22 protein-coding genes are annotated in these 23,496 nt (G+C 70.9%); 8 read left to right on the top strand and 14 right to left on the bottom strand.

The genetic code is table 11. The features are described 5' to 3' along the window. Positions 1 to 173: 173 nt before the first annotated feature. The gene (locus tag ABD932_RS16730) at positions 174 to 1,724 is read left to right on the top strand and encodes a M1 family metallopeptidase (RefSeq protein ID WP_345013358.1); all 1,551 of its coding nucleotides are present in this window, start codon (positions 174 to 176) and stop codon (positions 1,722 to 1,724) included. Between the two features lie 40 nt (positions 1,725 to 1,764). Here the strand turns inward: ABD932_RS16730 and ABD932_RS16725 are convergent, their stop codons facing one another. The 3 genes from ABD932_RS16725 to ABD932_RS16715 are packed head-to-tail and all read right to left on the bottom strand — an operon-like array spanning position 1,765 to position 4,680. After that, positions 1,765 to 2,688, bottom strand: coding sequence for an adenosine kinase (locus tag ABD932_RS16725; RefSeq protein WP_345013357.1), 924 nt, complete (start codon positions 2,686 to 2,688; stop codon positions 1,765 to 1,767). Further along, complete coding sequence (locus ABD932_RS16720) at positions 2,685 to 3,173, bottom strand: macro domain-containing protein (RefSeq protein ID WP_345013355.1); 489 nt, start codon at positions 3,171 to 3,173, stop codon at positions 2,685 to 2,687. The genes ABD932_RS16725 and ABD932_RS16720 overlap by 4 nt, the downstream gene beginning before the upstream one ends. A gap of 40 nt (positions 3,174 to 3,213) precedes the next feature. Further along, a complete protein-coding gene (locus ABD932_RS16715; RefSeq protein WP_345013353.1) occupies positions 3,214 to 4,680 on the bottom strand; it encodes an amino acid permease in 1,467 nt (488 codons plus the stop codon). 220 nt (positions 4,681 to 4,900) lie between these two features. On the opposite strand from ABD932_RS16715, the gene ABD932_RS16710 reads away from it, so the two are divergent. After that, positions 4,901 to 5,623, top strand: a complete 723-nt coding sequence (locus tag ABD932_RS16710) for a MerR family transcriptional regulator (protein ID WP_345013351.1) — start codon at positions 4,901 to 4,903, stop codon at positions 5,621 to 5,623. Here the strand turns inward: ABD932_RS16710 and ABD932_RS16705 are convergent. After that, the gene (locus ABD932_RS16705) at positions 5,600 to 6,325 is read right to left on the bottom strand and encodes an SDR family NAD(P)-dependent oxidoreductase (protein ID WP_345013349.1); all 726 of its coding nucleotides are present in this window, start codon (positions 6,323 to 6,325) and stop codon (positions 5,600 to 5,602) included. The genes ABD932_RS16710 and ABD932_RS16705 overlap by 24 nt on opposite strands. A 153-nt stretch (positions 6,326 to 6,478) precedes the next feature. Between ABD932_RS16705 and ABD932_RS16700 the strand changes: the two genes are divergently transcribed. Then, complete coding sequence (locus ABD932_RS16700; protein WP_345013347.1) at positions 6,479 to 7,501, top strand: ABC transporter permease; 1,023 nt, start codon at positions 6,479 to 6,481, stop codon at positions 7,499 to 7,501. On the opposite strand, the gene ABD932_RS43985 is transcribed toward ABD932_RS16700, so the two are convergent. From ABD932_RS43985 to ABD932_RS16670, 6 genes are all read right to left on the bottom strand, one after another. Beyond that, positions 7,410 to 7,703, bottom strand: coding sequence for a thiamine pyrophosphate-binding protein (locus tag ABD932_RS43985; protein ID WP_425587467.1), 294 nt, complete (start codon positions 7,701 to 7,703; stop codon positions 7,410 to 7,412). The two genes, ABD932_RS16700 and ABD932_RS43985, sit on opposite strands and share 92 nt — an antisense overlap. Positions 7,704 to 8,069: 366 nt before the next feature. After that, positions 8,070 to 10,247, bottom strand: a complete 2,178-nt coding sequence (locus ABD932_RS16690) for a 3-hydroxyacyl-CoA dehydrogenase NAD-binding domain-containing protein (protein WP_345013345.1) — start codon at positions 10,245 to 10,247, stop codon at positions 8,070 to 8,072. A 34-nt stretch (positions 10,248 to 10,281) separates the two neighbouring features. After that, positions 10,282 to 11,496: an acetyl-CoA C-acetyltransferase gene (locus tag ABD932_RS16685; protein ID WP_345013343.1), complete on the bottom strand. Its 1,215-nt coding sequence runs from the start codon at positions 11,494 to 11,496 to the stop codon at positions 10,282 to 10,284. 60 nt (positions 11,497 to 11,556) lie between these two features. Continuing rightward, the gene (locus ABD932_RS16680) at positions 11,557 to 12,699 is read right to left on the bottom strand and encodes an acyl-CoA dehydrogenase family protein (protein WP_345013341.1); all 1,143 of its coding nucleotides are present in this window, start codon (positions 12,697 to 12,699) and stop codon (positions 11,557 to 11,559) included. Next, entirely contained in the window at positions 12,696 to 13,892 is a 1,197-nt protein-coding gene (locus ABD932_RS16675) for a CaiB/BaiF CoA transferase family protein (RefSeq protein ID WP_345013339.1), read from the bottom strand. Before ABD932_RS16675 ends, ABD932_RS16680 begins: the two co-directional genes overlap by 4 nt. 109 nt (positions 13,893 to 14,001) lie before the next feature. After that, a complete protein-coding gene (locus ABD932_RS16670) occupies positions 14,002 to 14,382 on the bottom strand; it encodes an MmcQ/YjbR family DNA-binding protein (protein WP_345013337.1) in 381 nt (126 codons plus the stop codon). A 92-nt stretch (positions 14,383 to 14,474) separates the two neighbouring features. On the opposite strand from ABD932_RS16670, the gene ABD932_RS16665 reads away from it, so the two are divergent. Further along, entirely contained in the window at positions 14,475 to 15,653 is a 1,179-nt protein-coding gene (locus ABD932_RS16665) for a saccharopine dehydrogenase family protein (RefSeq protein WP_345013335.1), read from the top strand. A 64-nt stretch (positions 15,654 to 15,717) separates the two neighbouring features. Here ABD932_RS16665 and mmpA read toward each other — a convergent pair whose 3' ends face one another. Together mmpA and ABD932_RS16655 are read right to left on the bottom strand one after the other, a co-directional pair. Beyond that, the gene (mmpA, locus tag ABD932_RS16660) at positions 15,718 to 15,864 is read right to left on the bottom strand and encodes a morphogenic membrane protein MmpA (RefSeq protein ID WP_175647692.1); all 147 of its coding nucleotides are present in this window, start codon (positions 15,862 to 15,864) and stop codon (positions 15,718 to 15,720) included. 110 nt (positions 15,865 to 15,974) lie between these two features. After that, positions 15,975 to 16,667 carry an endonuclease V gene (locus tag ABD932_RS16655; protein WP_345013333.1) on the bottom strand — a complete coding sequence of 231 codons (693 nt, stop codon included), beginning with the start codon at positions 16,665 to 16,667 and terminating at the stop codon, positions 15,975 to 15,977. Between the two features lie 62 nt (positions 16,668 to 16,729). On the opposite strand from ABD932_RS16655, the gene ABD932_RS16650 reads away from it, so the two are divergent. Then, a complete protein-coding gene (locus ABD932_RS16650; protein ID WP_345013331.1) occupies positions 16,730 to 17,026 on the top strand; it encodes a YciI family protein in 297 nt (98 codons plus the stop codon). A gap of 3 nt (positions 17,027 to 17,029) precedes the next feature. Here ABD932_RS16650 and ABD932_RS16645 read toward each other — a convergent pair whose 3' ends face one another. Together ABD932_RS16645 and ABD932_RS16640 are read right to left on the bottom strand one after the other, a co-directional pair. Further along, complete coding sequence (locus ABD932_RS16645; RefSeq protein WP_345013329.1) at positions 17,030 to 17,356, bottom strand: plasmid stabilization protein; 327 nt, start codon at positions 17,354 to 17,356, stop codon at positions 17,030 to 17,032. Positions 17,357 to 17,444: 88 nt separating this feature from the next. Beyond that, complete coding sequence (locus ABD932_RS16640; RefSeq protein WP_345013327.1) at positions 17,445 to 18,548, bottom strand: WD40/YVTN/BNR-like repeat-containing protein; 1,104 nt, start codon at positions 18,546 to 18,548, stop codon at positions 17,445 to 17,447. A gap of 221 nt (positions 18,549 to 18,769) precedes the next feature. Here ABD932_RS16640 and ssgD point away from each other — a divergent pair, with 221 nt between their 5' ends. The 3 genes from ssgD (at position 18,770) to ABD932_RS16625 (ending at position 23,397) form a co-directional block, all read left to right on the top strand. Then, positions 18,770 to 19,186, top strand: a complete 417-nt coding sequence (gene ssgD, locus ABD932_RS16635) for a spore wall synthesis regulator SsgD (RefSeq protein WP_345013325.1) — start codon at positions 18,770 to 18,772, stop codon at positions 19,184 to 19,186. A gap of 307 nt (positions 19,187 to 19,493) precedes the next feature. Continuing rightward, on the top strand, positions 19,494 to 21,119 hold the full coding sequence (locus ABD932_RS16630; RefSeq protein ID WP_345013323.1) for an ABC-F family ATP-binding cassette domain-containing protein: 1,626 nt from the start codon (positions 19,494 to 19,496) through the stop codon (positions 21,117 to 21,119). 22 nt (positions 21,120 to 21,141) lie between these two features. Further along, complete coding sequence (locus ABD932_RS16625; RefSeq protein WP_345014436.1) at positions 21,142 to 23,397, top strand: ATP-binding cassette domain-containing protein; 2,256 nt, start codon at positions 21,142 to 21,144, stop codon at positions 23,395 to 23,397. Positions 23,398 to 23,496: the final 99 nt, after the last annotated feature.

The raw sequence follows: 23,496 nt of genomic DNA, 5'->3' as shown, positions 1-23,496 counted from the left end.
GTGGGCGGCTGATGACACATGAGGTCCGGTGTGGCCGATAAACGCCCCTGTGGCGGGTCGGCCCATGTCGGCCGAATGGCGATCGTGTGACAGCGGTGGTCATGGACACACCGCGGACACAGGTGGTGAATAGGCTCCGGACAGACTTCGGTCCCCTACGACTTGGAGCTTTAGTGCACCGCAGAATCATGGCGCCGGGCGCACTCGCAGCCGCCTCGTTGATGCTGGTGATCCCGGCGTCGGCCGCGAGCAACGCCCCCGGCGCTCCGGGCATCGGCGACCCCTACTACCCGGCGTACGGCAACGGCGGATACGACGTCTCCCACTATGACCTCCGGCTGAAGTACCAGCCGGCCACGGACGAGTTGGAGGGCACGACGACCCTGCTGGCGAAGACCACGCAGGACCTGTCCCGCTTCAATCTGGACTTCCTGCTGGACGTCAGCGAGGTCCGGGTCAATGGCGCGAAGGCGTCGTTCGCGACGTCGGGCGAGCACGAGCTGGAGATCACGCCGAAGAAGCCGCTGGCCAAGGGCACGGACGTCACGGTGGTCGTGCGCTACCGCGGGGTGCCGTCCTCGAAGGAGGCCTACGGCTTCAACGCCTGGCTGCGCACTCCGGACGGCGGGGTGGCCGCGGGCGAGCCGGAGGGGGCCTGGTGGTGGTTCCCCAGCAACGACCACCCGCGCGACAAGGCCACCTTCGACGTGTCGGTGCAGGTGCCGGACGGCACGCAGTTCATCTCCAACGGAACACTGCAGTCGACGAGTTCGCGGGCCGGCTGGACCCGCTACAACTGGCGTTCCAACAAGCCGCAGGCCACCTACCTCGCCACGTTCGCGGCCGGCAAGTTCGACGTCACCACCGGGACGTCCGAGAGTGGAATTCCGGTCATCAACGCCTACAGCAAGAACCTCGGCGACACCGCCGGTGCCGCACGGGCGAGCATCGAGCGGACCGGTGAGGTCGCCGACTGGCTGGCGGAGTACTTCGGGCCCTACCCCTACAACGCGCTCGGCGGGTACGTGCCCAACACGCCCGCCGTCGGATACGCGCTGGAGACCCAGACCCGCCCCTTCTACAGTCCCCGCCAGTTCGCGAGCGGGTCGAACGTCTCCGTCGTCGTGCACGAACTGGCCCACCAGTGGTACGGCGACGAGGTGTCGGTCAAGGACTGGAAGGACATCTGGATCAACGAGGGCTTCGCGCGGTACGCGCAGTGGCTCTGGTCGGAGCACGAGGGCGAGGGGACGGCGCAGGAGATCGCCGACTACGTGTACGCCTCGCGCGCGGCCGGCGACCCGTTCTGGACGGTCAAGCCCGGTGACCCCGGGCCGGAGAACCAGTTCCACATCGCGGTGTACGACCGGGGCGCGCTGACCCTGCAGGCGCTGCGCAACGAGATCGGGGATGAGGCGTTCTTCGCGATCCTCAAGGGCTGGCCGCAGAAGTTCGCCCACGGCAACGCGTCGGTGGCCGACTTCCAGCGGTACGCCGAGGAGGTGTCCGGGAAGCCGCTGGCGGCGCTGTTCGACACGTGGCTCTTCCAGCCGTCGAAGCCGACGGCGCCCGCGGCGCGAAAGGCGTCGATCGCGAGGGCGTCGGTGGCTCCGGTGCAGCCGAAGTCGTGGAAGAAGATCGCGGCGACGAACGGCGTGCACGACCACGGGGCCGAGCGCGGCAAGCAGCACGAGGACGAGCACGCGCACGAGCACGGCGAGTAGGACCACACGCCGAGCAGCCGCAGGTGACGGCCGGGGCGGCTCAGGGGCGGGGAACCCCCTGGGCCGGCTCGGCCACCGCGGCCAGGAGCGCGTCCCGTCCGATCGCGCCGGCCTGCGTCGACGGCACCGTGCACGCGTAGGCGCCCGCCGCCGCGCCGTACAGGGCGCAGCGGTGCGGTGCCTCGCCGTTCAGGCGGCCGAAGAGGAACCCGGCGGCGAAGGCGTCACCGGCGCCGTTGGAGTCGACGACCGGCCCTGGCGGCGTGACCGCGGGGATGTGGGTGAGTTCGCCGTCGGTCAGCAGGTACGCGCCCTCGGCTCCGGCGGTGGCGACGACCGCCTCGGCCCGGCCGCGTTCGACGATCCGGCGCATGGTCCGCTCGGGGTCGCTCAAGGCGGTCGTCGAGAGGAAGACCACATCCGCCGTGTACGCGAACGCCTCGTGGTACGGATTCTCGCCATCCCAGTTGTGCAGGTCGGTCGAGAGGCCGACGCCTGACTCGCGCAGCACGGGCAGGGCGTGGGCGCAGGGCTGGGTGATCGACACATGCACGTGGCGGCTCGCCTCGGCCAGGGCCCGGACCGTGGGCTCCGGGAGCCGGTCGTCGGGGTGCGAGCGGCTCGTGTCGTACAGGGACAGCCGGCGCCCGTCGGGACTGACGAGGTTGACCGCGCGCTTGGTGCCGGCGGGCTGGGGGACGGCCGTGAGCGCGATGCCGCGGTCGCGGTGCAGGGCGCGGACGAGGTCGCCCGCGGGGTCGTCGCCGAGCATGTCGAGGTGGTGGGTGCGCATTCCGAGCGCGCTCAGCCCGAGGGCCACGAAGTCGCCGGTCTGCCCGGCGCGGGTGCGGATCCCCGAGTCGATCATGTAGCTGTCGGCGTACGGGAGCGGCAGCTCGGGGACGTACACGATCGTGTCCACCCCGGCGCCGCCCAGCACGAGCACATCGATGTCCTGGCTCAACTCCCGCCCTCCCCGTGGTCGTAGACCGTGACGGCGATTCCCCGCCGCACCAGCCGCTCGGTGATCAGCGGCTCGATGCGGGACCATTTGCCGCCGGCCAGCCCACACCCTATGCGGGGCATGTGCACGGAGGCGCCGAGTTCGAGGGCTTTCTCGCCCAGCCGCTCCAGCGCCGCGTCGATCGCCTCGTAGCGCACGGGCACGCCCTTGCTCCCGCTCCGGATGCCCCGCTGCCCGACCATGTTGGCCACCCAGACGTACGGCTCGACCTGGACGAACCGGACCGCGCCCAGCCCGAAGTCGTTCGAGGCGCGCTCGCGGTGCCACGCGCGGTAGGACTTCTCCGGTTCCGGCCAGCGGCGCGATATGGCCAGGACGAAGCCCTTCCCCCATCCCCCGATGTCGTTGCAGACATGGGCGATCACCTTGACGCCCTTGACCGACGGAACGGTGGCGTCACCCCGGATGTAAGTGATCTCCGACATGACGCCACCGTAGAGGCCGCCACTGACAACGGCCCCGGAACTACTTCGTGAGCTCGGCCAGCTCCTGGTCCTCCGCCTTAGCGACCCGGCGCCGGATAGCGAACCAGCCGCCGACCAGCATCATGGCGATGACCGGGATCAGCAGCAGCGTCTTGCGGCCGACCTCGGGGTCGTTCCACATCATGCCGAGGCAGGCCAGCAGGAAGACGATCGTGGCGATCTCCGTGACGGGGCTGCCGGGGAGGCGGAAGGAGGGCCGGGCCACCAGGCCCGCCTTGGCGCGGCGGACGAAGATCAGGTGGCAGACCATGATGATCACCCAGGTCGAGATGATGCCGAGGGACGCGACGTTCAGGACGATCTCGAAGGCCTGGCTCGGCATGAGGTAGTTCAGGCCGACGCCGAGCACGCACACCGCGCAGGTGAGCAGGATGCCGCCGTAGGGCACCTGGCTGCGGTTCATGCGGGCCGTGAACTTCGGGGCCGAGCCCGCCATCGCCATCGAGCGCAGGATGCGGCCCGTGGAGTACAGACCGGAGTTCAGCGAGGACATCGCCGCCGTCAGGACCACCAGGTTCATCACGTCGCCCGCGCCCTCGACGCCGATCTTCGACAGGACCGTCACGAAGGGGCTCTCGTCGGCCGAGTAGACCGAACCCGGCAGGAGCAGGGCCAGCAGGACCACCGAGCCGACGTAGAACAGGCCCACGCGCCACATGATCGAGTTCACCGCGCGCGGGACGATCTTCTCCGGCTCGGCGGTCTCACCCGCGGCGACGCCGACCAGCTCCAGGGCGGCGTACGCGAAGATCACGCCCTGCATGACGAGGACGACGGGCATGAGGCCGTGCGGGAAGACACCGCCGTTGTCGGTGATGACGCCGAGGCCGGGGGTCTGGCCGCCGACCTTGTGCTGGGTGGCGAGCAGGAAGATGCCGACGAACATGAAGGCCACCAGCGTGGCGACCTTGATGATCGCGAACCAGAACTCCATCTCGCCGAAGATCTTCACCGAGATCAGGTTGACCGCGAGCACCACGGCCAGCGCGATCAGGGCGAGCGTCCACTGGGGGATGCTCGTGAACATGCTCCAGTAGTGCGTGTAGAGCGCGATCGCGGTGATGTCGGCGATACCGGTCGTCGACCAGTTCAGGAAGTACATCCAGCCGGCGACGTACGCGCCCTTCTCGCCGAGAAACTCGCGCGCGTACGACACGAAGGAACCGGACGAGGGGCGGTAGAGCACGAGCTCGCCGAGGGCCCGCACCACGAAGAAGGCGAAGATGCCGCAGACCAGGTAGGCGATCGCCAGCGCCGGGCCCGCGTTGTGGAGGCGGCCGCCGGCGCCGAGGAAGAGGCCGGTGCCGATGGCCCCGCCGATGGCGATCATGTTGACGTGGCGGGCCTTGAGGTCCTTGCTGTAACCGGCGTCGCCCGCGTCCGCGGGCACCTGGGCCGCGTCGTTGTGGGGTGCGGCCACGGCCGTGTTCACGGCGTCCTTGCTCACGGGTGGTACCACTCTCTGGTGCGCCCGAGCGGATCGCGCTCGGGTGTCCGGACGTACGTATGGCCTGCGCCTTCCGTAAAGGCACAGACCAAGGGGCCACCTTCCCCCGGAGAGCGCGGTCCACGCGGTGGCATAGGTCACAGAGCGTTACTTCTCACACGGCCGTCGCACCGGCATCAGGAGGTGTCACAGCATTGGTGAGACAGCGATACTGCTGCGCATGACGACCGACACCACCGAGGGCGGGGCACCGACCCTCACCATCGACGAGCTGGCCGCGCGGGCGGGTATGACGGTCCGCACGGTGCGGTTCTACGGCACCAAGGGGCTGCTGCCGCCCCCGGTGATCGGTCCGCGCAGGGTGGGGCACTACGGGCGCGAGCATCTGGCCCGGCTGGCGCTCATCGAGGAGCTGCAGCAGCAGGGCATGACGCTGGCGGCCATCGAACGGTACGTGCAGCAGTTGCCGACGGACCTGAGCGTGCACGACCTCGCCATCCACCGGGCCGTCGTCGCCTCCTGGGCTCCGGACACCGCGGAGACGGTGACGCGCCAGGAGCTGGAGCGGCGGGCGGGGCGGGCCCTGGGCGACGAGGACATCGAGCGGCTGGGCGCGATGAACGTCGTACGGCCCGAGGACGGCTCGTACCGCGTCGACCTCGGGCTGCTCAGGCTCGGCGTCCAGCTCCTCGACGTACCGCTGTCCCAGCACGCGATCCTCGCCGCACGGAAGGTCCTGATCGAGCACTCGCGCGCGGCGGCCCACGAACTGTCGCAGCTGTTCAGGGGCGAAGTGTCGGAACGCGCCGCGCAGGACGTGAAGTCACTCTCCGCCCATATGCAACCCATCGTCGTACAGGCACTGCTGACGACCTTTCAGCGGTCGCTCACGGAAGAGCTGCACGAATGGCTGACGGACTCAGAGGAAAGCGGACCCGCCTGACACGTTGAGGGTCTGCCCGGTCAGGAATCCGCTGCCCTCGTCGACGACGTACAGCAGCGTCGACACCAGGTCGGACGGCTCCTGGGTCCGCGGTACGGCCTGCCGGTCACGGACGTGCTCGAAGCCGCCGTCGGCACCGACCGTGCGCTCGGCCGTGGCGGTGCGGACCATGCTGGGCGCGATCGCGTTGACGGTGATGTCGTACGGCGCGAGGGCCGCGGCGAGTGAGCGGGTGAAGCCGATCAGGCCCATCTTCGAGGCGACGTACGGGACCATCGTGGGCGGTGCCGTGAGCACGGCGGCCGAGGCGATGTTGACGACCCGGCCCCACCCGGCCGCCTTCAGATACGGCAGCGCGGCCCGGGTCACCAGGAACGGCGCCTCCAGGTTGACGCGCATGATGCGGCGCCACTCCTCGACCGAGGTGTCCTCGAAGGGTTTCGCCGGGTACACGCCCGCGTTGTTGACGACGACGTGCAGCGTGCCGAACCGGTCGATGACGCGCTCCAGTCCCTGGCACACCTGGGTCTCGTCGGTGACGTCGGCCGTCAGCTCCACGTAGTCGAGGATCTTCGCGGCGGTCTCCGGCTGCGGGACGAGGTCGAGGCCGGCGACCCGGTAGCCGCGCCCGGCGAGCGCGACGGCGAATTCCTGTCCGAGGCCCTGTGCCGCTCCGGTCACCAGGGCGGTACGTGTCTCCATGGGGCGAGTGTGAGGACCCGTCAGCCGCCGGGCAAGGGCGCATTCCACTCGCTGAAACGCCCGTGTTGCCGCCCGGCCCCGCGCGCCCGACGCTGCGGGACGACACCCCGGGCGCCGCACCGGCGCGGGCCGTACGTACGGGAGCCGTGCCCGATGACCGAGACCGAGCGTGCCGTGGACGAAGCCTCGCGCGCCCCCGAGCGGGAGGGCCGGGCACGGCGTTCGATGCCACGCCGGCTCGTGCGGGACGAGCTCGGTGTGCTGCTCGTCCTGGGCCTGCTGATCGCCGCGATCGGGATTCCGTACCCGGACTTCCTCGACACCGACAACCTGCTGTCCACCGCCCACAACTCCGTCTACATCTCGCTGATGGCCTGCGGCATGGTGTTCGCGCTGGCCATGCGCGAGGTCGACCTGTCGGTCGGCGGCAGCTATGCGATGTGCCTGGTCGTCGGGGCCCTGCTGGTGCGCGAGGGGCTGCCGCCCTGGCTGGCGGTGCCGGTGGTGCTGCTCACGGGGATCGCGCTGGGCGTGTTCAACGCGCTGGTGACGACGCTGCTGGCGCTGCCGTCGTTCATCGTCACGCTGGGCACGCTGATGCTGTACCGGGGTGTCGGGCTGGCGCTCGCCGACGGCAAGCAGATCACGGATCTGCCGTTGGACGACTCGTTCTTCCCGTTCGCGGGCGGGGATCCAGGCGGGGTGCCGTTCGCATTGTGGGTCCTGCTCGCGGTGGTCGCCGGGCTCGCCGTGGTGCTGGCCCGCACACGGTTCGGTGCCCGGGTGCGGGCCATCGGGTCCAACCCCGATGCCGCCGCGTTCAGCGGCATCCCGGTCGTCCGCACCCGGATCCAGGCCCTGGCGCTGTCCGGCTTCACCACGGCCTGCGCCGCGGCGCTCGCGCTCGCCTTCTACGGCGCCGGTGATCCGACGCTGGGCCAGGGTTACGAGTTGCAGGCCATCGCCGCCTGCATCATCGGCGGCACCCCGCTGGCCGGCGGGCGTGGCTCGGTGGTCGGGGCGGTGGCCGGGGCGATGATCCTGTCGGTCGTGGCCGCCGGGCTCGTGTTCTTCGAAGTCCCCATCAACTGGACGTCGTTCGCGACCGGCGGGGTGATCCTCGTCGCGGTCGCGGCGGACAGCGCGCTGCGCCGGACCGGCCGCCGCCGTGAATGAACGTCCTTGTGCCGTGTATGGGCGGCGTCCCTGTGAAGCCCGTCGGCCCCTCGTGGACGCCGAGGACGTACTCGGGGGCGTCCTCGGCCTCCGACAGCGCGGCCAGGAAGGGCAGTTCGGTGGTGCCGGGGTTACCGAAGACGCGGACCACGCCCTCGCCGCGCAGGATGTCCAGCAGGGCGAGGGCGGGGCGGGATCCCATGGGGGGCTCCTGGGGGGGGACGGGGACCTTGCTACGGGTTTGCCCGTCAGGGTGGGTGACCTCGCCGGGGAGGGCAAGAGTGGCGTGTCGGTCAGCGGTACGGGGGTGGGACGGAGAGGGTTTTCGCCCCCGCCGCCCCTACCCGTCCCGTCCCTGGTGGCTGCCGCCCCCAGACCCCCGCTTCGGCCCTGAACGGGCCTCGTCCTCAAACGCCGGACGGGCTGAATTACGCGGGCCGGCAAGATCCAGCGCCGCCAGCAAAATCCAGCCCCTCCGGCGTTTGAGGAGCGGGGTATGGGGCGGAGCCCCAGAAGGACGGGAAGGGTAGGGGCGGCGGGGGCGAAAAACCCTCCCCCGCGCCCGGCGTCACGCGTCCCGGAAGCGCTCCCCCTTCTCCGCCTTCTCCACCAGCAACGCCGGCGGCGTGAACCGCTCCCCGTACCGCTCGGCCAGCTCACGCGCGCGTGCCACGAAACCGGGGACGCCACCCTCGTAGCCGTTGATGTACTGCAGCACGCCGCCCGTCCACCCAGGGAAGCCGATGCCGAAGATGGAGCCGATGTTGGCGTCGGCGACGGACGTCAGGACGCCTTCCTCCAGCAGCTTGACCGTGTCGAGCGCCTCCGAGAACAGCATGCGCTCCTGCATGTCCTCGAACGGGATCTCGTGGCCCGGCTTCGTGAAGTGCTCCCGCAGGCCCGGCCACAGCCCGGCCCGCTTGCCGTCCTCGCCGTACTCGTAGAAGCCCGCTCCGCCGCTGCGCCCGGTCCGGTCGAACTCGTCGACCATGCGGTCGATGACGGCCTCGGCGGGATGGGGCGTCCAGGTGCCGCCCGCCTCCTCCACGGCCCGCTTGGACTCACCCCGGATCTTGCGCGGCAGCGTGAGGGTCAGCTCGTCCATCAGGGAGAGGACCTTGGCGGGGTAGCCGGCCTGCGCCGCCGCCTGTTCGACGGAGGCGGGCTCGATGCCCTCGCCGACCATCGCCACGCCCTCGTTGATGAAGTGGCCGATGACCCGGGAGGTGAAGAAGCCGCGCGAGTCGTTCACCACGATCGGCGTCTTGTTGATCTGCCGAACCAGGTCGAAGGCGCGGGCCAGCGCCTCGTCCCCGGTCCGCTCGCCCTTGATGATCTCGACCAGCGGCATCTTGTCGACGGGCGAGAAGAAGTGCAGGCCGATGAAGTCGGCCTGGCGCTCCACGCCTTCGGCGAGGGCGGTGATCGGGAGCGTCGAGGTGTTGGAGCACAGCAGTGCGTCCGGCTCGACGATGTCCTGGATCTCCTGGAACACCTTGTGCTTGAGCTCGGGGTTCTCGAAGACCGCCTCGATGACCGCGTCACAGCCGGCCACGTCCTGCGGATCGGCCGTCGGCGTGATGCGGGCCAGCAGCGCGTCGGCCTTCTCCTGCGTCGTACGGCCCCGGGAGACCGCCTTGGCGCACAGCTTCTCGGAGTAGCCCTTGCCCTTGACGGCGGCTTCCAGCGCCACGTCCTTCAGGACCACCTCGATGCCGGCGCGGGCGCACGAGTAGGCGATGCCCGCGCCCATCATCCCGGCGCCCAGCACGGCGACCTTGCGGACCTTGCGCGGCTCGATGCCCTTGGGCCGGTTGGCGCCCGAGTTGACGGCCTGGAGGTCGAAGAAGAACGCCTGGATCATGTTCTTCGAGGTCTGGCCCGCCGCCAGCTCCACGAAGTAGCGGGCCTCGATGACCTGCGCGGTCTCGAAGTCGACCTGGGAGCCCTCGACGGCGGCCGCGAGGATGTTGCGCGGGGCCGGGTAGGGGGCGCCGTTCGTCTGCTTGCGCAGGTTGGCCGGGAACGCGGGCAGGTTCGCCGCGAACTTGGGGTTGGCGGGCGTGCCGCCGGGGATCCGGTAGCCGGGCTTGTCCCAGGGCTGCTGCGACTCGGGGTTGGCCTCGATGAAGGCGCGGGCCTTGGCGAGCAGTTCCTCCTGGGTGGCGGCCACGTCGTCGACCAGGCCGTTCTGCAGGGCACGCTGGGGGTTGTACTGGGTGCCCTGGAGCAGCACCTTCAACAGTGCGTCGGCGATGCCGAGCAGACGGACGGTGCGGACGACGCCGCCACCGCCCGGCAGCAGGCCGAGGGTGACCTCGGGGCAGCCGATCTTGGAGCCGGGCGCGTCGAGGGCGATGCGGTGGTGACAGGCCAGCGCGATCTCGTAGCCGCCGCCGAGGGCCGCGCCGTTCATCGCCGCGACGACCGGCTTGCCGAGGGTCTCGATGCGGCGCAGGTTGCGCTTGATGGCCATGCCGCCGTCGAACAGGTCCTGCGCGGTCTCGGGGGTGACCCGGATCAGGTCGCGCAGGTCACCGCCGGCGAAGAACGTCTTCTTGGCGGAGGTGATGATGACACCGCGGATGGTGTCCTTCTCCGCCTCCAGGCGGTCGACGACCACGGCGAGGGAGTCGCGGAACGCCTGGTTCATGGTGTTCGCGGACTGGTTGGGATCGTCCAGGACGAGGGTGACGACGCCCGAACGGTCCTGCTCCCAGCGGATGGTGGTGGACTCAGTGCTCATGTGGAGATGCTCCGTGTGATCCGTCGGGAGGGGGTCAGATGCGCTCGACGATGGTGGCGATGCCCATGCCGCCGCCCACGCACAGCGTGGCGAGGCCGTACCGCTTGTCCTGGCGCTCCAGTTCGTCGACGAGCGAGCCGAGGATCATCGCGCCGGTCGCGCCGAGGGGGTGGCCGAGGGCGATCGCGCCGCCGTTGACGTTGACCTTGTCGAGCGACAGACCCATGTCCCTCACGAAGCGCAGGACGACCGCCGCGAACGCCTCGTTGATCTCGACGAGGTCGATGTCGTCGATGGTCAGCCCGGCCTTGGCGAGCGCCTTGCGGGTGGCGGGCGCGGGGCCGGTGAGCATGATGGTGGGCTCGGAGCCGGAGACGGCGGCGGAGATGATCCGCGCGCGCGGGGTGAGGCCGTAGCGCTCGCCGACCTCCTTGTTGCCGATCGCGACCAGCGAGGCGCCGTCGACGATGCCGGAGGAGTTGCCCGCGTGGTGGACGTGGTCGATCTTCTCGACCCAGTGGTACTTCTGCAGCGCGACGGCGTCGAAGCCGCCCAGGTCGCCGATGTCCGCGAAGGACGCCTTCAGCTTGGCGAGGGAGTCGGCGGTGGTGCCGGGGCGCATGTGCTCGTCGTGGTCGAGGACGACGAGGCCGGAGCGGTCCTTGACCGGGACGACGGAGCGGTCGAAGCGGCCCTCCTTCCAGGCCGTCGCCGCCCGCTCCTGCGAGAGCGCCGCGTACTCGTCGACGTCGCGGCGGGAGAAGCCCTCGATCGTGGCGATGAGGTCGGCGCCGATGCCCTGCGGCACGAAGTTGACGGAGAGGTTGGTCATCGGGTCGTTGAACCAGGCGCCGCCGTCCGAGGCCATCGGCACCCGGGACATGGACTCGACGCCGCCCGCGAGGACGAGGTCCTCGAAGCCCGAACGGACCTTGGCGGCGGCCATGTTCACGGCCTCCAGGCCCGACGCACAGAAGCGGTTCTCCTGCACGCCGGCCACCGTGTCCGGCAGCCCGGCGGCGATGGCGGCGATGCGCGCGATGTCGGAGCCCTGGTCGCCGACCGGGCCGACGACGCCGAGCACGATGTCGTCGATGGCGGCCGGGTCGAGGTTCGGGAAGCGGTCGCGGAGCTCGTGGATGAGGCCGACGACCAGGTCGATGGGCTTGGTGCCGTGCAGGGCGCCGTTCGCCTTGCCGCGGCCGCGCGGGGTGCGGATCGCGTCGTACACGTACGCTTCGGTGCTCACTGGGAGGCCTTTCGGGGGTGAGGGTCTGCCGAGCCTTGGAGCCTCGGCCGGGCAGGAGGGCTAGCCGAGCAGGGAACGGCCGATGATCTCTTTCATGATCTCGGTCGTCCCGCCGTAGATCGTCTGGATACGGCCGTCGGTGAAGGCACGGGCGACCGGGTATTCACTCATGTAGCCGTAGCCGCCGTGCAGTTGCAGACAGCGATCGGCGACGCGCTTCTGCAGCTCGGTCGCCCACCACTTGGCCATCGAGGCGTGGACGGCGTCGAGTTCGCCTCTGTCGTGGTCTTCTATGCAGCGGTCGAGGAAGGTGCGGGTGACAGCGCACTCGGTGGCCATCTCGGCGATCTCGAAGCGGATGTGCTGCTTGGTGGCCAGCGGCCGGCCGAACGCCTCGCGCTCCTTGACGTACTCCGTGGTGATCTCCAGCAGGTGTTCCGCGGCGGCGATCGCGGAGACGGCGATGCTCAGGCGCTCCTGGGCGAGGTTGGTCATCAGGTGGACGAAGGCGCCGTTGAGCGTGCCCAGGAGGTTCTCCTTGGGCACGCGTACGTCGTGGAAGAACAGCTCGGCCGTGTCCTGCGCCTTCTGGCCGATCTTGTCGAGGTTCCGGCCGCGCTCGAAGCCCTCCATGCCGCGCTCGACGACGAGCAGCGACAGCCCGCGCGCGCCGCCCTCGGGAGTCGTCCTCGCGACGACGATCACCAGGTCGGCGATGATGCCGTTGGAGATGAACGTCTTGGATCCGTTCAGCACCCAGTGGTCGCCGCGGTCCTCGGCGTGGGTGCGGATGCCCTGGAGGTCGGAGCCTGCGCCGGGCTCGGTCATGGCGATAGCGGTGATCAGCGTGCCGTCGCAGAAGCCCGGCAGCCAGCGGCGCTTCTGCTCGTCGGTGGCGAGGCTCGTCAGATACGGGCCGATGATGTCGTTGTGCAGACCGAGGGCGAGTCCCGGTGCGCCCGCGCGTGTGAACTCCTCGGCGAGGACGGCGCTGTAGCGGAAGTCGGGGGTGCCGCCGCCTCCGAACTCCTCGGGCACGGCGAAACCGAGCAGGCCCTGCTTTCCGGCCGCGCGCCAGGCGTCACGGGAGACGATGCCGTCCTTCTCCCACTGCTCGTAGTACGGCAGCACCTCCCTGGCCAGGAAGCTGCGCACGGTCGCGCGGAACGCGTCGTGCTCGGGGGTGAAGATCTGCCGTTTCATGCGAGGCCCTTCGTCGCGGGGCCGTCCGAGTCGGGCCCCTTCGTTGCGGGGCCGTCCGTGTCGAGGCCCTTCAGGAGGTCGGGCAGGTCCCAGTCGCGGGCCACGTCGGCGGTGTGTGCGCCCGGCTGGGCGGGGCCGCCGCGGACGGACGTCGGGGTCGCGGAGAAGCGTGGGGCGGGGGCCGGCTGGGTGATGCCGCCGTGGTCGGTGAAGGTGCCGCGGGCCGCGAGGTGCGGGTGCTGCGGGGCCTCGCGCAGCGACAGGACGGGGGCGACGCACGCGTCGGAGCCCTCGAAGACGGCCGTCCAGTCGTCCCTCGTACGGGACTTGAAGCGGGCCGCGACGGCCGCCCGCAGCTCGCCCCAGCGGGTCCAGTCCTTGCGGGCGTCGGCGTGTTCCGGGATGCCGAGGACGGTCACGAACTCCTCGTAGAACTGCGGCTCCAGGGCACCGACCGCCATGTACTGCCCGTCGGCCGTCTCATACGTGCCGTAGTACGGGCAGCCGCCGTCGAGGAGGTTGGCGCCGCGCCGGTCCTGCCAGCCGCCGGCGGCGAGCATGCCGTGGATCATCGCGGCGAGGTGCGAGGTGCCGTCGACGATGGCGGCGTCGACGACCTGGCCGGTGCCGGTCGCGCGCGCGTGGTGGAGCGCGGCGAGGACGCCGACGACGAGGTAGAGGGAGCCGCCCGCGTAGTCGCCGACCAGGTTGGCGGGGACGGCCGGTGGCTCGTCGGGGCTGCCGATCATGCCGAGGGTGCCGGTCAGCGCGATGTACGCGATGTCGTGACCGGCGCGGTGGGCGAGCGGCCCTTCCTGACCCCAGCCGGTCATGCGGCCGTAGACCAGCGCGGGGTTACGGGCGTGGCAGGCCTCGGGCCCGACGCCGAGGCGCTCGGCGACGCCGGGGCGGTTCCCCTCGATGAGGATGTCGGCGCGGGCGGCCAGGTCGAGGACACGGGCCGCGCCGTCGGGAGACTTCAGGTCGATGATCACCGAGCGCTTGTTGCGGTTGGTGATGTCGTACTCGGTGTTGATCGCGAGCCCGGTGCCGCCGGGCCGGTCCACGCGGACGACGTCGGCCCCCAGGTCGGCGAGGAGCATGGCCGCGAACGGGCCGGGGCCGATACCGGCCAGCTCGACCACGCGCACGCCGGTGAGCGGGCCGTGCCCGGGCGTCGTTGCCGTTGTCATCCAGCCCCCATTGGCGTGACACAACTGATGTAACACCAGTGATGCTAAGAAGGTGTCCCGGTGGGCACAAGACCTGAGCGAGCAAGCGCTTAGCCAATTTACCGGCCGGTCAGCGTCCGTCCAGCTCCGCCGTCAGCCGCTTCGGCGCGATCACCCGGTAGCTCTCCTCCACCCAGTCGCACAGCAGCTCCGCCGCCGGGGCGCCCTTCTGCTCCAGCGGGATGCTCACCCAGCCCGACTTGCCCAGGCCGTATCCGGCGGGTTCGGCACCCGGGCAGGTCAGCGCGTGGGCGTGGGCCGACTCGTCCTTGAGCTTCACCGTTATGCCCAGCGGATAGCTGCCGTCGTCCACGCCGAGGAAGACGAACACCTTCTTGTTGACCTTCGCGACCGTCTCGCCCCACGGGAACTCCTCGGTGGCGCCCGGCAGCCCGAGCGCGAACTCGCGCACTTTCTCCCACTTCTTCAGGGCATTCCTGGGCACGGCCACCGCACTACCTCCGGGCTCGTCGTCGGGCTCCGCACACCTCACGCTAGCCTCGGCCACCGACAACGGCGCGTGCTGCGGAACCGAGGGGTGTCATGGGCAGGCTGAGCAGGACGGATCGTCCGTACGACATCGTGCTCTTCGGAGCGACGGGCTTCGTCGGGGTACTCACCGCGGAGTACCTCGCCGCGCACGCGCCCGAGGGGCTGCGCTGGGCCATCGCCGGCCGCAGCGGGGCGAAGCTGGAGCGGCTGCGCGAGTCGCTGCCCGGCGGCGAGGGGATCGGGGTGCTGGAGGCGGACGTCGCCGATCCGGCCTCGATGCGCCGGCTCGCCGAACACGCGCGCGTGGTGGCCACGACGGTGGGTCCGTATGTGAAGTACGGCGAGGATCTCGTCGCCGCCTGCGCGGACACGGGCGCCGACTACCTGGACCTGTCCGGTGAGCCGGAGTTCGTGGACCGGACGTACGTCCTGCACGACGCACGCGCGCGTGAGACGGGCGCGCGACTGGTGCACGCCTGCGGCTTCGACTCCATTCCGCACGACCTGGGCGCGTACTTCACGGTCCAGCAGCTGCCGGAGGGCGTGCCGCTCACGGTGGACGGGTTCGTGACCGCCGACGCCACTTTCTCGGGCGGAACCTTCGCGTCGGCGCTCAACCAGTTCTCGCGCGGGCGCCAGATGCTGGCCGCCGCACGCGACCGGGCCCGCCACGAGCCGCGGCTGATGGGGCGCCGGGCACTGGCGCCGACGGGCGCGCCCCGGTTCGCCAAGGAGGTCGGCGCCTGGGCGGTGCCGCTGCCGACGATCGACCCGCAGATCGTCAAGCGCTCCGCGAGGGCCCTCGATCGCTACGGCCCCGACTTCCGCTACCGCCACTACGCCGCCGTACGGCATCTGCCGGTCGCGGTCGGCGGCGTCGCGGCGATGGGCGCGCTCTTCACGGCCGCCCAACTGCCGCCCGCCCGGCACTGGTTGTCCGACCGGCTCAAGCCCGGCGAGGGACCGGGCCCGGAGAAGCGCGCGAAGAGCTGGTTCTCGGTCCGCTTCGTCGGTGAGGGAGGCGGACGGCGGGTGTTCACCGAGGTCGCGGGCGGCGACCCCGGCTACGGCGAGACGGCGAAGATGTTCGCCGAGTCGGCACTGTCCCTGGCCTTCGACGACCTGCCGCCCACGGCCGGGCAGGTGACGACGGCGGTCGCGATGGGAGACGCGCTGATCGAGCGGCTGCGCCGGGCGGGGCTCACCTTCCGGGTGGCCGCGACCCGCTGAACCGATCCTGCGGGGCCCCTCTCAGTCTGGTGCCGGAGAGGCGGCCGCTCCGCCAGGTCTCCGGCTAGAGGGGCCACCCCGCGATGGTGTAGATCATCCCGACGATCCAGCCCAGCCCGGCCAGCGTGGCCAGAACGAGCGCGGCCGTCACGGCGCGCTCGACGGGGCGGTGGGGGTCGGCGAGGGGCTTCGGGGCGCGGTGCGTCGTCATGCGGCCCAGCCTGCCGACCCGGGTGGGGTGGGGGCATCCGTACAGGTACTCAGTCGAGGTACTCAGTCCGCCCGAGTGGGGCCCGCCGCCGCCCGGGCGGTCGGCTCCGGTCAGGGACGGGTCGCGTCCTTGAGCGCCTCTCGGCACAAGGAGTCCGCCCTGCGCGTGGTCTCCGGCAGCCGGAACTCAGGGGTCAACGCGAGCGTGTGGGCGCAGGCGTTGTCCAGACTCACGCGGTGGCCGATCGAGACGAAGACCGGCTTGACGGCGGCTCGGGTGCGCAGGGCCCGGCCGACCTCCTCGTCGTCCGCCAGCAGCGGGGCCCAGGAGCCGCGCGATGCGTCCGGGTCGTCGTAGGCGAAGGTGAACGGGTTCTTGGCGACGCCGATCGTGGGCAGGCCGGTGAGGACGCCGAGGTGGCTGGCGAGGCCGAAGCGGCGGGGGTGGGCGAGGCCGTAGCCGTCGCAGACCACCAGGCCGGGTGGGCAGGGCAGGGCATCGAGGGCGGCCAGCACCGTGGGGATCTCACGGAAGGCGAGCAGGCCGGGGACGTACGGGAAGGAGATCCGGCCGATCGCCGTGGCCTCGGCGACGACGTCCAGGGTCGCCGCGTCGAGGACGACAGCGGCGGCCGCGACGATGTCCCGCTCGTCGTCGTAGGCCACGTCCACACCGGTCACGTGCCCGGCTCCCGGCGGCGGCCCCGGCTCGTCGAGCACCACCCGCTCGCGCAGCTCGTCCTGGACGGCGCGGGCCTCTTCCTCGGTCGCGGGCCAGCCCGCTGGAATGCGTACGGTCGTCATGGTGGGCACGAGCGTACGGGCACGGGGCCGGCCGCCGGGGGCCCAGGGGTAGGCTCGCGATCATGTTCGTGCTGGAGCTGACCTACACCGCCCCGATCGAGGACGTCGACGCCGTGCTGGAGGCGCATGTGGCGTGGCTCGACGAGCAGTACGACAACGGGGTGTTCCTCGCCTCCGGGCGCAAGAACCCCCGCGACGGCGGTGTCATCCTCGCCGTCGCGGAGGACCGGGCTCGCATCGAGGAGATCGCCGCGAGCGACCCGTTCGTCGGCGCACAGGTCTGCGCTTACCGCATCACCGAGTTCGTCGCCACGAAGACGGCACCGGAACTCGAGCGGTACCGAGAGACGCCCGCCTGAGTCTCACTTGCCGCCCAGCGCCTGCTTGAGCTGGCTCTTGTTCATGTCCGAACGCCCGTGGATGTTGCGCCGCTTGGCCTCCTCGTAGAGCTGGTCGTAGGTGGGCCCCTGGGAGCCCTTGCCCGACCGCTGACCGCCGCGCTTGCCGGACGACATGTCCTGGGTGGACGTGCGGCTGGCGGTCTTCGACTCACCGGAGCGGGCGCGCTCCTTGTTCACCGTCCGTGCCGCGATCTCCTTGGCCCGCTCGGTGCTCTCGCCCCGGTCCTCGGCGCTCTCCTTGATGTGCTCGTACTGGCGTTCACGCTTGGCACTCGAACCGCGTGGCATGTCGGGTCACTCCTTTCGCAGTCGGCGCCCCGAGTACCCACATTGCGGCTCGGCTCTCCAGCCGCGCGCCCCCCTTCTCCCCCGCGGCTCAGCTCTCCAGCCGCGCGACCCGGCCCTTCTCCCCCGCGGCCCAGCAGCCCAGGTCCGGCGTGCAGTCCACGGTGTCGTACGAGCCGGTGTCGACGGTCCGCCAGGTGCGGCCGCCGTCGGTGGTGAGGTCGGTGCCGGTGGGGCCGACCGCGAGGGCGGCGGTGCGGCTGTGCGGGAGCCAGGCGACGCCGGAGCGGTAGGCGGTCACCGGCGTCGCGGCGGATCGCCATGCGGCGCCCCCGTCGCCGGTGCGGGCGGCGGCCTGCGGGGAGGCCTGGTCGGGGCGGTAGTCGCCGCCGACCGCGAGGCCGTGCGTGCGGTCGCGGAAGGCGAGGGCGAAGACGCCGCGGGCCGGGTCGCCCGCCGGGATCGGTGTGTCGGCGGCCGTCCAGGTCCTGCCCCGGTCGCCGGAGTGCAGCACGCGCGCGCGTGCGGCCCCGCCGGTGGCCATCCAGACGTCCTTCGGCCCGGATCCGACCAGGCACTGCCCGCTCGCCGCGAAGCCGGCCTCGCCCTCCAGCGCGGCGGGCATCCCGTCACTGGGCAGCACCTTCCAGGAGCGGCCGCCGTCGCCGGTCGACAGGATGCGGAACTTCCCGTCCACCGGGTCGCTCATCGCGAGGCCGTGCCTGCGGTCGAAGAAGGTCATGCAGTCGTAGAAGGCCCGTGGGTCGGTGTTGCGGAAGGACTCGGTCCAGGTCGCGCCGCCGTCGTCCGTGCGGTAGACCCGGGACGCCTCGCCCTCTCCGATGGCCAGCACCACGGCGCGCCGCGCGTCGAAGGCCTCGATGTCCCGGAACTGCAACTCCGCGGCACCGGGCGGCGAGACATCGCGCCAGGTCGCGCCGCCGTCGGTGGTGCGCAGGACGGTGCCCGCGGTTCCGGCCAGCCAGGCGGTGCTCCGGCTGACGGCGGACAGGCCCCGGAACCGCACCTCCGGCTTGCCGCTGTCCTTGAGCTCCCAGTGCGGCGCCCGGCCCTCCGGCTCGTGCGCCTGTGCGGGTACGGCTGTCAGCGCGGCCAGCGCCGCCCCGCACACCGCCCCCACGGCCACTGTCCGAAAAGTGTGCCCCACCCGTCGCGTGCTCCCCGAACGCCTCATGGCGGGCGAAGCTAGCCCACCGCCACGGTGCCGTCCAGATGGCCCTACGGCCACATGTGACTTTCCCGGCACGACGGACGAACGAGCCACTTGCGTGCATGACGGCGGTGACGGAGGTCACTCGGAATCCGGGTGCACGGATTGGCTGATTCCGTCGTCTCTACCAGTGCCCGGTCTCGTCCGCCCGGAAGTTCGTCCAGCCGTCACAAGGGAGCAAGGCGTTGTCCACCGTCATCGAGCAGCCCGTTGAGGCCCGTCTCGTCGCCGCCGCGCCGCGGATGCCGAGCATTCCCGCGACCCTCCACTACGACCGGCGCGACCCGTTCGCCATCCGCATGACCTTCCCGGCCCCGGCCACCCTGGAGGGCGTGGAGGTGTGCTGGACGTTCAGCCGCGAGCTGCTCCTGGCCGGCCTGGAGGAACCCGAGGGCCACGGCGACGTCCGGGTGCGGCCGTACGGCTTCGACCGCACGGTCCTGGAGTTCCACGCCCCGGAGGGCACCGCGGTCGTGCACGTCCGCACGGGCGAGCTGCGCCGCTTCCTGCAGTCCACCAGCGAGCTGGTGCCCCTGGGCCTGGAGCACCTCCAGCTCGACCTGGACCGCGACCTCGCGGAGCTGATGCGGGACGCCTGCTGAGACGTCCCGCAAGACCCTGCGCCTGGGCGACCGGCCACGCCCCGTTAATTGCGTTGACACCGTCCTAGCCCTCTCCTACGGTGTACAACGTCCTGTTGCCGTCGATTGGAGAAGGACGTTGCTCGTCTGAGGTCCTGAGACACCGCGTCACACCTGAAGTGTGTGCGCAGCGTGCGACCTCGGCGTTCGAGCCGTCCTCACGGAACAGGGCTTTTCTCATGCCCAGGGCCTCTCACCGCCCGTTGGTCGCCGGTGTCTCGATACGCGTTTGCCCTTGATCACTTCGAGCAACCGCGGAGGCGCCCTTATGCCTACTTCCATCACCTGTACGTCCCTTTCCTTCATCTGGCCCGACGGCACCACCGTCTTCGAGGGCCTCGACGTCACGTTCGGTCCCGGCAGGACCGGGCTCGTCGGCGTCAACGGGTCAGGAAAATCAACCCTGTTGAAGCTCATCGCCGGTGAGCTCGTCCCGGCCGACGGCGCCGTGCGCCTCGCGGGTGAGGTCGGCTGTCTCCCGCAGAACGTCACGCTCGACACCGGCCTGAAGGTCGACGAGGCCCTCGGTATCGCCGCACAGCGAGCCGCGCTGCACGCCATCGAGGCGGGCGACGTGGCCGAGGAGCACTTCGAGACCGTCGGCGACGACTGGGACGTGGAGGAGCGCGCGCTCGCCACACTCGGCGAACTCGGGCTCGGACACGTCGAGTTGGACCGCACGATCGGCGAGGTCTCCGGCGGCGAGTCGGTCCTGCTGCGCCTGGCGGCGCTGCTGCTGCGCCGCCCGGACGTCCTGCTGCTCGACGAGCCCACCAACAACCTCGACCTGTACGCACGCAGGCGGCTGTACTCGGCCGTCGAGTCCTGGCCGGGGGTGATGGTGGTGGTCAGCCACGACCGCGAACTCCTGGACCTGGTCGACCAGATCGCCGATCTGCGCTCCGGGGAGGTCACCTGGTACGGCGGCAACTTCTCGGCGTACGAGGAGGCACTCGCCACCGAACAGGAGGCGGCCGAGCGCATGGTGCGTGTGGCCGAGGCCGATCTGAAGAAGCAGAAGCGCGAACTGGTCGACGCCCAGGTCAAGTTGGCCCGCCGCAAGCGGTACGGCCAGAAGATGTGGGACCAGAAGCGCGAGCCGAAGATCGTCATGGGTGCGCGCAAGCGGGCGGCACAGGAGTCCGCGGGCAAGCACCGGATCATGCACGAGGAGAAGCTCGCCGGGGCCAAGGAGCGCCTCGACGAGGCGGTGGAGGCCGTACGGGACGACGACGAGATCCGCGTCGACCTGCCGTACACGGCCGTTCCGCCGGGCCGCAGCGTGCTCACGCTGCGCGAACTGGAGCTCGTGTACGGCGCGCGGGTGGCCGGTGGCCTCGATCTGCACGGTCCGGAGCGGATCGCGCTGATCGGGCGCAACGGGTCGGGCAAGACGACGCTGCTGCGCACGATCGCCGGGGAGCTGGCTCCGGTGTCGGGCGAGGCGACGGCCCACGTTCCGCTCCGGTTCCTGCCGCAGCGGCTGGACGTCCTCGACGACGAGCTGTCGGTCGCCGAGAACGTGGCCCGGTTCGCGCCGGGCGCCACCAACAACCGGATCCGGGCGCGGCTCGCCCGCTTCCTGTTCCGGGGCGCCCGCGCGGACCAGAAGGCGGCCACCCTGTCCGGCGGCGAACGCTTCCGGGCGGCCCTGGCGGCACTGATGCTGGCCGAGCCCGCGCCGCAGTTGCTGATGCTGGACGAGCCGACGAACAACCTGGACATGGCGAGCGTACGGCAGCTCACCACGGCCCTGGAGTCCTACGAGGGGGCGCTGATCGTGGCCAGCCACGACCTGCCGTTCCTGGAGTCGATCGGCATCACGCGCTGGCTGATGGTGGAGGACGGAGAACTGAAGGAAATCACGCCAGAAGCTGTCGGGTATCCCGCCTAGCTTCGACTGCATGGCCGATTTCATGCCCCCGTTCATCACCATCACCGGAGCCAGGGAGAACAACCTCAAGGACGTCACCCTCCGCATCCCGAAGGGCCGGCTGACCGTGTTCACCGGCGTTTCGGGATCGGGGAAGTCGTCGATCGTCTTCGACACGATCGCGGTGGAGTCGCAGCGCCAGCTGAACGAGACCTTCACGTGGTTCGTGCGCAACCGGCTGCCCAAGTACGAGCGCCCGCACGCGGAGGAGCTTCAGGACCTCTCCCCCGCGATCGTCGTCGACCAGCGGCCGATCGGGGGCCACTCCCGGTCCACGGTCGGCACGATGACCGACATCTACTCGGTGATCCGAGTGCTGTTCTCCCGGCACGGCACCCCGAGCGCCGGGCCGGCGACCGCGTACTCGTTCAACGACCCCTCGGGCATGTGTCCCGAGTGCGACGGCCTGGGCCGGACGGTACGGCCGGACTGGGACCGGATCCTCGATCCGGAGCGGTCGCTGGCCGACGGGGCGGTCCGCTTCCCGCCGTTCGCCGCGGGCACCTGGCAGGGACAGGCGTACACGAACAGCGCCGAACTCGACCCGCACAAGCCCGTCGGGCGCTTCACCGCCGCCGAGCGGGAGTTCCTGATGCACGGCCGCCCCGGCAGCAAGGTCACCGTCAACGGCACGGGCGGCACCTGGACCACCGACTACGAAGGGCTCGCCACCCGCTTCGAACGGCTGTACCTGAAGCGAGACCTGTCGGCGATGAGCCAGAAGACCCGCGACCTGGTGCGGGAATTCCTGGCGGAGGGCACCTGCCCCGACTGCGAGGGGGCCCGCCTGAACGCGGCGGCACTCGCGACCCGCGTCAACGGCCTGAACATCGCCGACTGCACGCACATGCAGGTCACGGACCTGATCGCCGTACTGAAGGACATCGACGACCCGGTCGCCGGACCGATCGCCCGGGCCGCCGTCACCGCGCTCGAACGCATCGACGCCATCGGCCTCGGCTACCTCAGCCTCGACCGCGAGACCTCCACGCTCTCCGGCGGCGAGGGCCAGCGCCTGAAGACGGTCCGCCACCTGGGCTCCAGCCTGACCGGCATGACGTACATCTTCGACGAGCCCAGCGTCGGCCTGCACCCGCGCGACGTCGGCCGCCTGGGCGACCTGCTGCTGCGGCTGCGCGACAAGGGCAACACCGTGCTGGTGGTCGAGCACGACCCGGACGTCATCGCGCTCGCCGATCACGTCGTCGACATGGGGCCGGGGGCCGGTGCGGGCGGCGGCCGGGTGGTGTTCGAGGGGACGCCGGGCGCGCTGGCCGGGTCGGGCACGGTGACCGGGCGATGCCTGGGCCGCCGTACGGCCGTCAAGGAGGAGGTGCGAACGGCGGGCGGTGGGCTCTGGGTGAAGGGCGCCGACCGGCACAATCTGCGGGACGTGACGGTCGAGTTCCCGACCGGGGTGCTCACCGTGGTGACCGGGGTCGCCGGCTCGGGGAAGAGCACGCTGGTCGCGGAGTTCACCGCCGCTCACACCGACGCCGTGGTCGTGGACCAGTCGTCGATCGGGATCTCGGCGCGGTCGACCCCGGCGACGTATCTGGGAATCATGGACACGGTGCGGAAGATCTTCGCGCGGGAGACGGGCGCCGAGCCGGGGCTGTTCAGCTTCAACTCCTCCGGCGCGTGCGGCACCTGCGAGGGCCGCGGGATCATCTACACCGACCTCGCCTTCATGGACCCGGTGACGACGACGTGCCACGACTGCGAGGGGCGCCGCTTCAGGGACGAGGTGCTGCGGCTGACCGTCGACGGCCACTCCGTCGCGGACGTCCTGGAGATGACGGCCGGGCAGGCGCTGGAGTTCTTCCGGGACGCGGGCGTACGACGACGCCTGCGCGCCCTGCGGGACGTGGGTCTGACCTACCTCACGCTCGGCCAGCCCCTCTCCACCCTCTCGGGCGGCGAGCGCCAGCGCATCAAGCTGGCGACGCGGCTGCACCGCACCGGAGCGGTGTACGTCCTCGACGAACCGACGACCGGACTGCACATGTCGGACGTCGACGGGCTGCTCGGCCTGCTGGACCGGCTGGTGGACGCGGGCAACACGGTGGTGGTCGTCGAGCACAACCTGGACGTCGTGGCGCACGCCGACCGGATCATCGATCTGGGGCCGGACGGAGGCCGGGACGGGGGCCGGGTGATCTTCCAGGGAACCCCACGACAGCTCCTCGACGCCCGCGGCTCCTTCACCGCGGAGCATCTCAGGAGGGCCACAGCCTGACCACGAGGGTTTTGTACGGGCGGGTAGGCCCTGCATGATGGCGGGTCGGTGCCCCATGCATGAGGGCGCCGGAACCTGCCACCGATCCGGAGATCCCGT

Origin of the sequence: Streptomyces shaanxiensis (assembly GCF_039537145.1) — a bacterium.
Classification (GTDB): Bacteria; Actinomycetota; Actinomycetes; order Streptomycetales; family Streptomycetaceae; genus Streptomyces; species Streptomyces shaanxiensis.
This window is presented reverse-complemented; position numbering and strand designations above follow the sequence as displayed.